This window comes from Geminisphaera colitermitum TAV2 (assembly GCF_000171235.2).
GTDB lineage: Bacteria > Verrucomicrobiota > Verrucomicrobiia > Opitutales > Opitutaceae > Geminisphaera > Geminisphaera colitermitum.
Genome location: NZ_ABEA03000041.1, coordinates 204586 through 215074 on the forward strand (window position 1 = coordinate 204586; position 10489 = coordinate 215074).

Below are 10489 nucleotides of genomic sequence, written 5' to 3' on the forward strand. Positions count from 1 at the left end.
CCGACAAAAGAAGCCGCACTGCAATAACCAAAACTTCTCCAGGCGGGTGACCGCACCAACGAACCGACCCGCCGGAGACATAACATAAAGGAATAAACCAACATGGCTCGTGCAACAAACTCCCCCGCTTCCCGCCGCAGGCGCAAGCGGATGCTCAACAACGCGAAGGGCTACTACGCCAGCAAGTCGAAGCTCTTCCGCTACGCCAAGGACGCTGTCCATCACGCGTGGCAATACGCCTACCGCGACCGCAAGAAAAAGAAGGGCGAATTCCGCGGTCTCTGGATCGTGCGTCTCAACGCCGCCACCCGCGCCGCCGGTATCAGCTACAGCCGCTTCATTGAAGGCCTCAAGGCCGCCAACATCGAACTCGACCGCAAGGTTCTGTCCGACTTGGCCATCCGCGATGAAGTTGCCTTTAACGGCCTGGTCAAAAAAGCCCAGGACGCGTTGAAGACCAAGGCCGCCGCTGCTGCGAAAGCCTAAACTCTCCCAAACGCGAGCCCCTGCGCACAGAGCGGCTCGCCTCCAGTTCACCTTTCACGGAGGACGGGCCTCGACCAAGTTCGAGGTGCCGTCCTCTTTTTTGTTTTTAGACAGAATTAACAAAATTTTCGGAATTCACGGAATGAACCAGGAAAACGACAATCCAACGCCCTACGACCTTGCTGGGCGAGTCATCGGATGCGCCATGAAAGTTCATTCCACCCTCGGCGCAGGCTTTCTGGAATCGGTCTATCAAAACGCCCTCGCCCACGAACTCCGTAAAAACGGATTCCATGTCGAAACTGAAGTGCGACTTAATGTTTTCTACGATGCCATCGTGATCGGCACCTTCGACGCAGACATGATCGTCGATAAAACCCTAATCGTTGAAAACAAGGCAGTTTCAAAACTAAACCCGGCCCATGAAGTCCAACTCGTCAACTACCTGACAGCCACGCGCATTGACGAAGGTCTGCTCCTCAATTTCGGCGGCGACAGCTTGGAGTTTAAGAAAAAATACCGCAAACACCCTCACCAATAATCACCTCATCCCGTCCTCAGAAAATTCCGTTTAATTCCGAAAATTCGGTTAATTCTGTCTAAAAAAAACGCCTTCTCAAAAAGCACATGCAACAAACACTCGCCACCCTTCTCGACCAAGCCCGCGCCGAACTCCCTGCGCTGAAAACGCGCCCTGAGTTTGAAGCCGCCAAGGCCCGCTACGTTGGCCCCAACGGAGCCCTCACCGCCTGCATGAAGCAAATGGGCGCGCTCCCCAAAGACCAAAAACCCCTCGTCGGCAAACTCATCAACGAAGCCAAAACCACCCTCGCCGCTGCGCTCGACGCCGCCCTTGCCCGCATCGAAACCGCCGAACTCGACGCCCAACTCGGCCCCCCCATGGACCCCCCCCCCCCCCCCCCCGACGACAACGAAGGACTCCGCCACCCCCTCACCCAAGCCCGCGACCTCATTGCCGCCACCTTCCGCAAACTCGGCTTCGTCATCGCCGAAGGCCCCGAACTCGAAAGCGAATGGTTCTGCTTCGACGCCCTCAACACCCCCGACGACCACCCTGCCCGCGACATGCAGGACACCCTCTTTTTCCCCCCCGCGACCCGCGCCGCCGACGCCAGCAAAAAAGCCGACGAAGCCTACGTCCTGCGCACCCACACTAGCTCCGTGCAAATAAGGACCATGCTCGCCCGCAAGCCCCCCATCCGCATCATTGCCCCCGGACGCTGCTTCCGCCGCGACACCGTTGACGCCACCCACTCTGCCAACTTCCACCAAGTCGAAGGCCTCTGGGTTGACCGCAACGTCACCATCCGCGACCTCAAAAGCATCCTCGACAGCTTCGTCCGTGAAATCTTCGGCACCACTGCCCAAACCCGCCTTCGTCCCAGCTTCTTCCCCTTCACCGAACCCAGCTTTGAAATGGATATCAAAGCCCCCAACCTCGGACGCCTCAGTGACCGCTGGCTGGAAATCATGGGCTGCGGCCTCGTTGACCCCAAAGTCTTCACCAACGTGGACATCGACCCCGCCCAATGGACCGGCCTCGCCTTCGGCATGGGCATCGAACGCATTGCGATGCTGATCCACGGCATCGACGACATCCGCCATTTCTACGCCAACGACCTCCGCTTCCTCCGCCAATTCGCCTAAAAAAATCCGGACAGAAATCTTGCACAGAAGATAACGAAGGGAACGAAGCTCCAAACCGCGAGACACCATGCACCCGCTTTGCCAAAAGGCTGACGCCATTTCCAACACTGTCATTGGCGCGGCAATTGAGGTTCATCGCGACAAAGGTCCCGGCCTCATCGAGTCCATTTACGAGCGTTGTCTGGTTCACGAACTCTCCCTGCGAAAATTGCCGGTGCGCAACCAAGGTTCCGTCCGCATCACCTATAAAGATTTCACTTTTGAGGACAATCTTCGCTTCGACATCCTTGTTGATGAATGCCTCCTCCTTGAGGGCAAGTGCGTCGAAAAAATCCTCCCCATCCACAAGGCACAACTCATGAGTTACATGAAACTCCTCAACATCCCCCTCGGCATTCTTTTCAACTACAACACCACCATCCTGAAAGACGACATGCACCGCCTCATTCTCCCCGGTGCCAACCTCCTCTAGCCCGCCTTCCCTCCGACCTTCGTTATCTTCGTTAACTTCTGTGCAAAACTTCCACTCATGAAAATCTCACTCTCCTGGCTCTCCCGCTACATTGACCTCACCGACCTCACCCTCGCGCAAATCACTGACGCGCTCCCCATGCTCGGTCTCGAAGTCGAAGACGTCACCACTGCCGGACTCCAACCCCTCAAAAACGTCGTCATCGGCAAAATCCTCTCCTACGAAAAACACCCCAAAGCCGACAAACTCTCAGTCTGCCGCGTTGACACCGGAGCCCCCACCGGCCCGCACCAAATCGTCTGCGGCGCAAAAAATTTCGTCGCCAACGACATCGTTCCCGTCGCCCTCCCCGGAGCCATCCTCCCCGGCAACTTCGAAATCAAAATCAGCAAACTCCGCGACATCGAATCCCAAGGCATGATGTGCTCCGCCCGCGAACTCGGCCTCGGCCAGAACCACGAAGGACTCCTCATCCTCACCTCGCGCAAGCTCCCCCTCGGCACCTCCATCAACGACCACTTCCCCGCCCCCGACACCGTCCTCGACCTCAGCATCACCGCCAACCGCAGCGACTGCCTCGGCCACATCGGCGTAGCCCGCGACCTCGCAGCCTGGTTCCAACGCCCCCTCCGCCTCCCCGACCTCCCCCCCCCCCCCCCCTCTGCGCCTGCCCCCTCCGCCGACGCCGCTGACCTCCTCACCACTGTAACGACCACCATCGACACCTGCCCCTACTACACCGCCACCGCCATCCGCAACGTCCGCGTCGCCCCCTCGCCCGACTGGCTAGCCCGCGACCTCGAAGCCGTTGGACTGCGCCCCATCAACAACATCGTGGACATCACCAACTGGGTCATGCTCGAAACCGGCCAACCCCTCCACGCCTTCGACGCCGCCAACATCGGCGGACACCAGATAAACATCCGCCCCGCCGCCCCCGGCGAAAAAATCACCCTCCTCGACCAAGGCCGTATCGTAGAACTCGATACCACCGACTGCGTCATTGCCGACGCCGCCAAAGCCATGGCTATCGGCGGCATCATGGGCGGAGAAAACAGCGGCGTCACCCCCGCCACCACCAACATCGTCCTCGAAGCCGCCTGGTTCCGCCCCGGTCCCATCCGCAAAACCAGCCGCCGCCTCGCCCTCCCGACCGACAGCGCCCAACGCTACACCCGCGACGCCGACCCCGCCGCCGTCCTCCTTGCTGCCCGCCGCGCCACCGCCCTCATACTCGAACACGCAGGCGGCACCCTCGTCGGCCCCCGCGTCATTGTCGGCGCACCACCGCGCACAGACCGCACCATCGAACTCACCGCCAACTACGTCCGCGCCCGCTGCGGCTTCGAAATCGACGCCAACACCATTGCCAACACCTACCGCCGCCTCGGCTTCACCGTTGACGAAGTGGCGCAGACGTCCCGCCCGCAAAGTGGCGCGGGCGTCCCGCCCGCCCTCCCGCCACACCTCCCTCCCACTGGCGCGACAGCGCCCCACTTCGATGTTGGATGTTCGATGTTGGATGTTGGACGTTCGGGGCGAAGCCCCGTCCCCCCCCCCCCCCCCCCCTCCACGACATGGCGCGTCACTGTCCCCAGCTACCGCTCCGACATCGACCGCCCCATCGACCTCGTTGAAGAATTCGTTCGTATTCACGGCACCACTACCATCCCCTCCGCCCCCATCCCTGCCCCCGCGCCCGGCGACATCGAAAACGACGACCCCCTCGCCACCTACACCCGACGCGCCACCGCGCACCTCACCGGCCAAGGTTTTGCCGAATGCGTCCACTACACCCTCTGCGACGGACGCGACATTGCCGCCCACTACGGACAACCCACTGCCGACGCCCTCGCCCTAGCCAACCCCCTCACCAGCGAACTCGGTCACATCCGCCCCTCCCTCATCCCCGGCCTCCTCGACGCCCTCGCCCTCAACCTCGCAGCGCACAACGCCCCCCGCCGCCTCTTTGAAATCGGACGCGTCTTCCGCCCCGCGCCCGACGGCGCCCTCCGCGAACTCACCGCCATATCCTTCGTCATCCTGGCCGAACCCACCATACGCACCTGGCTCAAACGCGACCCAGCCGACTTCTATCACGCGAAAAAAATCGCCCTCGACCTCGCCACGCTCGCCAACGTCCAAGGCCCCCGCCTCCAATTCCACCTCATCACCGACGCCCCTGCGACCACAGCGAAATCCTCCCCCCCCCCCCCCCCCCCCGCCCGCTGCGCTCTGGCAACGCAACCACTCCGCGCAGACCACGGACCGCGCCCGCCAAGTCGAACTCACCTGCGGCCTCATCGACGCCAAGACCGCCCGCGCCCGAGACATCAAAAACCACACCATTATTGCCGGCGAACTCCTCCTCACCCGCCAAGTCTTTGCCACCGACGCCAAACGCGTCCGCTTCCAACCCTTCAGCGTATTTCCCCCCACCACCCGCGACCTCGCCCTCATCGTAGATGTTGCGACACCGGCGGGCGAAATCGCTGACAAACTCAAAACCACTGCTGCCAAAATCGTCGGCAAAACCTTCGCCATCGAAACCGTCAACGTCTTCGACCAATACATCGGCTCCGCGGGAAAAAACCTACCCGAAGGCAAAAAAAGCCTCGCCCTCTCCCTCACCTTCCGGGCACCCGACCGCACCCTCACCGACGACGAAGTCAACGCCGCCTTCAACCAACTCCAAGCCGAGATTGCCAAAACCCCCGCCTGGCAAATCCGAAAGTAGCGGATGGAGAGTAGCGAGTAGCCGCTACTGAAAACCTACTCGCTACCCGCTACTCACTACTCGCTACTACCCGCTGACCCATGACCACACCCGCCGTCCAGACCGATTTCCCGCTCATCCCCATTGAGACAGGCGAACTCTGGACCTCCCGCCAACGCCAAGCCTCCTCCATTCACGAAATCTCCTACCGCGCCTGCTTCAAACCCCAGCTCCCTGCGTATTTTATTTCCAAATACACACAACCCGGCGACACCGTTTACGACCCCTTTGCCGGACGCGGCACCACCGCCATTGAAGCCGCGCTCCACGGACGCCGCGTAGCCACCAACGACATCAACCCCCTCGCCCGCATCCTCACCCAACCCCGCCTCGAACTCCCCGACCCCGACGCCATCCAAGCCCGCCTCGACTCACTCGATCTCAACTCCCCTCCCCTCCCCCCCCCCGGAGCCACACCCGAACCCGACCTCAGCATGTTTTACGAAGCGCGGACCCTGAAAGAAATCTGCGCCCTCCGCCACTACCTCCACCAACGCCGCACCACTCACACCGAAGACCCCATTGACCGCTGGCTCCGCATGGTAGCCACCAACCGCCTCACCGGCCACTCCCCCGGCTTCTTCTCCGTTTACACCCTCCCCCCCAACCAAGCCACCAGCGCCAAACGCCAAATCCTCATCAACCAAAAACGCAAACAAGTCCCCCCCTACCGCGACGTCAAAAAACTCATCGCCAAAAAAACCCGCCAACTCCTCTCCGACCTCACCCCTGCGCAAACCACTGCCCTCCGCTCCGCTGCCCCCCACGCCCTCTATTCCGAAACCCCCGCGACCCACACCCCTGTCCTCCCCGACGCCAGCGTTGCCCTCACCATCACCTCCCCCCCCTTTCTCGACATCGTACAATACGACGACGACAACTGGCTCCGCTGCTGGTTCAACCACATCGACACTGCGGCCATCACCCCCCGCATCACCATGACCCGCACCCTCCACATCTGGGCCGATTTCATTCGCGACGTATTTGTTGAACTCCACCGCGTCACACGTCCCGGCGGCCACGTTGCCTTTGAAGTCGGCGAAATCCGCAAAGGCAAAATCCGCCTCGAAGAAACCGTCGTCCCCGCCGCCGCCGCCGCCGGATTCCGCTGCGAAAAAATCCTCATCAACACCCAAACCTTCACCAAAACCGCCAACATCTGGGGCATTAAAAACAACACTGCCGGCACCAACACCAACCGCATCGTCCTCCTCCAAAAACCCGCCTGATCTTCACAAAAAAAAATCGCCCTCCCTCCCCCCCCCCTCAACGATACCACAATCACACTACTGCCATGCCAACAGCCACCGATCTCAACATAGAACACGTCGCCCGCCTAGCCCGCATCGACCTCACCCCCGAAGAAAAAACCACCTTTGCTGCCCAACTCGGCGACGTCCTCAAGCACATCGACAAACTCAAACAAATTGACGTCACGCACGTAGAACCCACTGCGCACGGCTTCCCCATTTACAACGTCTGGCAAGCCGACGAACCCGGCCCCACCCTCCCCCCCCCGAAGCCCTCCGCAACGCCCCCGCCCAACGCGACAACATGATCTCCGTCCCCAAAGTCGTGGAATAATCCCCGTGCTTTTCCCAAATCATTACACAGAGAACACAGAGAAAACACAAAGTTTGGGGAGGCCTACACGACTTCGCGTCTTCTTCCGTTAGTAAAAACTATTTAACTTAAGTAAATGATTCACAGAAACATTCATTCGCGAAAAAAAGCCTCATTCAGCAAGACAGACCTCCCCAACCTCTGTGCCTCCTCTGTGTCCTCTGTGTAACACTTCCGATTTTCAACCCTTATGATTTTCAAAACCATCACCGCACTCTCCGCCGCCCTTGCCGCGAAGCAAATCTCCTCCGTCGAACTCACCCAGGCCGTGATCGACCGCACCAACGCAGTTGAACCCAAAGTCAACGCCTTCAACTCCACCGACCCCTCCGACGCCCTCGCGCAAGCCGCCGCCTCCGACGCCCGCCGCGCCTCCGGCCACGCCCGCGGCCCCCTCGACGGCATCCCCATCGCCATCAAAGACGTCATTGCCGTCAAAGACCAACCCCTCACCGCATCGAGCAAAATCCTCGCCAACTACATCTCCCCCTACGACGCCACCGTCATCCAAAAACTTCGCCACGCCGGAGCCGTCATCTGGGGCCGCCTCAACCTCGACGAACTCGCCATGGGCTCGTCCACGGAGAACTCCGCCTTCAAGACCACCAGCAACCCCTACAACCTCGACTGCGTCCCCGGCGGCTCCTCAGGAGGCAGCGCCGCCGCCGTCGCCGCTGGCGAGGCCATTGCCACGCTCGGTTCCGACACCGGCGGTTCCATCCGCCAGCCCGCCGCCCTCTGCAACGTCGTCGGCATGAAACCCACCTACGGCCTCGTTTCCCGCTACGGCCTCGCCGCCTTTGCCAGTTCACTCGATCAGATCGGCCCCTTTGCCCGCACCGTCGAAGACGCCGCCATCCTCCTGCAAACCATCGCCGGACACGACCCGCACGACTCCACCTCCTGCCAGGTCGCCATCCCCGATTACCGCGCCGCCCTCCACGCCAAACACAATTTCCACGCCGTCCCCCCCCCCCCCCCCCGTCGCCTGGGCATTCCCAAGGAATATTTCGGTGACGGCCTCGACCCCGAAGTCGGCGCCGCCGTCGAACAAGCCATCGCGCACTACAAAAAACTCGGCTACGAAATCCGCGACGTATCCCTGCCCCACACCGAACACTGCCTCAGCGTTTATTACATCATTTCCACCGCCGAGTGCTCCTCCAACCTCGCCCGACTCGACGGCATCCGCTACGGCTACCGCTCGCCCAACGCCACCGACGCCGTTGACATTTACAGCAAAACCCGCGCCGAGGGATTTGGCCCCGAGGTCAAACGCCGCGTCATCCTCGGCACCTACGTCCTCAGCAGCGGCTTTTACGACGCCTATTACCTGCGCGCGCAAAAAGTCCGCACGCTGATCCGCCAGGACTTCCAAAAAGCCTTCGAGCAAGTCGATGCCATTGTCACCCCTACGAGCCCCACCCCCGCCTTCCGCAAAGGCGAACGCTCCGAAAACCTCATGGCCATGTATCTCTCCGACATCTACACTATCGGAGCCAACCTCGCAGGCATCCCCGGCATCAGCATCCCCTGCGGATTCAGCAAAGCCGGCCTCCCCATTGGCCTGCAACTCCTCGGCCAACCCCTCAAAGAAACCGACCTCTTCACCATCGCCCACGACTACGACGCGGCGCACGACTGGTCCACCCGCCGCCCAAATCTCTGAAAATTACACAGAGGACACGGAGAAAACACAGAGTTTTGGGAGGCCCAAACGACTCCGACAAATCAATGTTTCCAAAAACAAAAAAAACACCTCGCCAATGAACCTCCCCTTTCGCCGGACGGCCCCCCCCAACCTCTGTGCCTCCTCTGTGCCCTCTGTGTAACTTTCAGAAAAACACTCACCACTCACTACTTCCTCCATGAACTACGAAGCCGTCATCGGACTAGAGGTCCACATCCAGCTCAAGACCCAGACCAAAATGTTCACCCGCGCCCCTGCAGGCTACGGACACGAACCCAACACCCTTACCGACCCCGTTGTTCTCGCCCTGCCCGGTGCGCTACCTGTCCTCAACAAGGCCGCCATCGATCAAATCATCAAAGCCGGTCTCCTCGTAGGCTGCCGCATTGCTGACGAATGCCGCTGGGACCGCAAAAACTACTTCTATCCCGACTCCCCCAAAAACTACCAGCTCACCCAGCAAGCCCACCCCATCTGCCTCGGCGGCGAAGTCGAAATCGAACTCCCCGGCCCCGCGCGCAACATTCAGGGCGAACACAAAAAAATCCCCCTCAATCACATCCACCTCGAAGAAGACGTCGGCAAACTCAACCACCACGCCACCGGCTCCCTTGTCGATTACAACCGCGCCGGCACCCCCCTCATGGAGCTTGTCACCGAACCGGCACTACACACTGCCGACGAAGCCTACGCCTTCCTCACCTCCCTCCGCGCCATCATGGTCCAGGGCGGCGTCTCCGACTGCGACATGGAAAAAGGCCAGATGCGCTGCGACGCCAACGTCTCCATCCGACCCGTAGGCTGCACCACACTCGGCACCAAAGTTGAGATGAAGAACCTCAACTCCATCTCCTACGTCCGCGACGGCATTGCCCACGAAATCAAACGCCAGATCGCCCTCGTCCAATCCGGTGGCCAGGTCGTGCAGGAAACCCGTGACTACGACGGCCTCACCGGCGCCTCGCAATCCCTCCGCACCAAGGAAGACGCGCACGACTACCGTTATTTTCCCGACCCCGACCTCATGCCCGTCCGCGTCGATGAAACCTGGAAATCATCCATCGCTGCCACGCTTCCCGAACGCCCCTTCGACCGCCAGCGCCGCCTCATGGCCGACTACAAACTCCCCTACACCATCACCTCCGTCCTCATCTGGGACAAACCCCTCGCCGACTACTACGACACCGCCATAAAACTCGCCGGCCCCGCCGCCGCCACGCTCGCCCAACCCCTCGGCAACTGGATCACCAACGACCTCCTCCGCGAACTCGGCGCAACGCACGCCACCTTTGACGAAGCCGCCGCGAAAATCCCCCCGGCCAACCTCGTCGCCCTCGTCCGCCTGATTGCCGACGGCCTTCTCACGAACAACACCGCGAAGGAAGTTTTTGCCGAAATGTTCGCCACCGGCGACTCCCCCGAAACCATCGCCGACCGCCGCGGCCTGAAGTCCGTTCCTACCGACACAGGCGAGCTTGAACAATGGTGCCGCGACGCCATCGCCGCCAACGAGAAGGCCGCGACCGAATTCCGAGCTGGCAAAGAAAGCGCCATCAACGGCCTCAAAGGCCCCGTGATGAAAGCCAGCCGCGGCAAAGCCAACCCCGCCGAAGTGGACAAAACCCTCCGCCGCCTGCTGGCCTCCGGCTAAGCCTCGCCCCCTGCATATATCCTATACCAAAAAACTCTCGCTCTCGCCCTTAACCATGCACATCAACCTCACTTTGTTTTCTCAATTACTCGGGAACTAACAACCAGATCATAAACCATTTCG

10 protein-coding genes are annotated in these 10489 nt (G+C 60.8%); all 10 read left to right on the forward strand.

Annotated features, from left to right (window positions below; genetic code table 11):
- Positions 1 to 102: 102 nt before the first annotated feature.
- The 10 genes from rplT to gatB all read left to right on the forward strand — a co-directional run bounded on the left by rplT (position 103) and on the right by gatB (position 10366).
- Entirely contained in the window at positions 103 to 486 is a 384-nt protein-coding gene (gene rplT / locus OBACDRAFT_RS05455) for a 50S ribosomal protein L20 (protein ID WP_043583408.1), read from the forward strand.
- Between the two features lie 142 nt (positions 487 to 628).
- Positions 629 to 1027: a GxxExxY protein gene (locus OBACDRAFT_RS05460; RefSeq protein WP_052361236.1), complete on the forward strand. Its 399-nt coding sequence runs from the start codon at positions 629 to 631 to the stop codon at positions 1025 to 1027.
- Positions 1028 to 1113: 86 nt separating this feature from the next.
- On the forward strand, positions 1114 to 2154 hold the full coding sequence (pheS, locus tag OBACDRAFT_RS05465; RefSeq protein ID WP_043583410.1) for a phenylalanine--tRNA ligase subunit alpha: 1041 nt from the start codon (positions 1114 to 1116) through the stop codon (positions 2152 to 2154).
- A 67-nt stretch (positions 2155 to 2221) separates the two neighbouring features.
- Positions 2222 to 2626 carry a GxxExxY protein gene (locus OBACDRAFT_RS05470; protein WP_043583412.1) on the forward strand — a complete coding sequence of 135 codons (405 nt, stop codon included), beginning with the start codon at positions 2222 to 2224 and terminating at the stop codon, positions 2624 to 2626.
- Between the two features lie 57 nt (positions 2627 to 2683).
- The gene (pheT, locus tag OBACDRAFT_RS29390) at positions 2684 to 5122 is read left to right on the forward strand and encodes a phenylalanine--tRNA ligase subunit beta (RefSeq protein ID WP_232766674.1); all 2439 of its coding nucleotides are present in this window, start codon (positions 2684 to 2686) and stop codon (positions 5120 to 5122) included.
- Positions 5085 to 5363 carry a phenylalanine--tRNA ligase subunit beta-related protein gene (locus OBACDRAFT_RS29395; protein ID WP_232766700.1) on the forward strand — a complete coding sequence of 93 codons (279 nt, stop codon included), beginning with the start codon at positions 5085 to 5087 and terminating at the stop codon, positions 5361 to 5363. The genes pheT and OBACDRAFT_RS29395 overlap by 38 nt, the downstream gene beginning before the upstream one ends.
- An 80-nt stretch (positions 5364 to 5443) precedes the next feature.
- The gene (locus tag OBACDRAFT_RS05480) at positions 5444 to 6631 is read left to right on the forward strand and encodes a DNA methyltransferase (RefSeq protein WP_052361239.1); all 1188 of its coding nucleotides are present in this window, start codon (positions 5444 to 5446) and stop codon (positions 6629 to 6631) included.
- A gap of 65 nt (positions 6632 to 6696) precedes the next feature.
- Positions 6697 to 6960: an Asp-tRNA(Asn)/Glu-tRNA(Gln) amidotransferase subunit GatC gene (gatC, locus tag OBACDRAFT_RS05485; protein WP_232766676.1), complete on the forward strand. Its 264-nt coding sequence runs from the start codon at positions 6697 to 6699 to the stop codon at positions 6958 to 6960.
- 255 nt (positions 6961 to 7215) lie between these two features.
- The gene (gene gatA, locus OBACDRAFT_RS05490) at positions 7216 to 8694 is read left to right on the forward strand and encodes an Asp-tRNA(Asn)/Glu-tRNA(Gln) amidotransferase subunit GatA (protein WP_043583414.1); all 1479 of its coding nucleotides are present in this window, start codon (positions 7216 to 7218) and stop codon (positions 8692 to 8694) included.
- Positions 8695 to 8893: 199 nt separating this feature from the next.
- Positions 8894 to 10366, forward strand: coding sequence for an Asp-tRNA(Asn)/Glu-tRNA(Gln) amidotransferase subunit GatB (gene gatB, locus OBACDRAFT_RS05495; protein WP_043583415.1), 1473 nt, complete (start codon positions 8894 to 8896; stop codon positions 10364 to 10366).
- Positions 10367 to 10489 lie beyond the last annotated feature (123 nt).

Excerpts from the sequence above, each read along its gene's own strand:
- rplT (WP_043583408.1), top strand. The coding sequence starts at position 103 with ATGGCTCGTGCAACAAACTCCCCCGCTTCCCGCCGCAGGCGCAAGCGG.
- OBACDRAFT_RS05460 (WP_052361236.1), top strand. The coding sequence starts at position 629 with ATGAACCAGGAAAACGACAATCCAACGCCCTACGACCTTGCTGGGCGA.
- pheS (WP_043583410.1), top strand. The coding sequence starts at position 1,114 with ATGCAACAAACACTCGCCACCCTTCTCGACCAAGCCCGCGCCGAACTC.
- OBACDRAFT_RS05470 (WP_043583412.1), top strand. The coding sequence starts at position 2,222 with ATGCACCCGCTTTGCCAAAAGGCTGACGCCATTTCCAACACTGTCATT.
- pheT (WP_232766674.1), top strand. The coding sequence starts at position 2,684 with ATGAAAATCTCACTCTCCTGGCTCTCCCGCTACATTGACCTCACCGAC.
- OBACDRAFT_RS05480 (WP_052361239.1), top strand. The coding sequence starts at position 5,444 with ATGACCACACCCGCCGTCCAGACCGATTTCCCGCTCATCCCCATTGAG.
- gatC (WP_232766676.1), top strand. The coding sequence starts at position 6,697 with ATGCCAACAGCCACCGATCTCAACATAGAACACGTCGCCCGCCTAGCC.
- gatA (WP_043583414.1), top strand. The coding sequence starts at position 7,216 with ATGATTTTCAAAACCATCACCGCACTCTCCGCCGCCCTTGCCGCGAAG.
- gatB (WP_043583415.1), top strand. The coding sequence starts at position 8,894 with ATGAACTACGAAGCCGTCATCGGACTAGAGGTCCACATCCAGCTCAAG.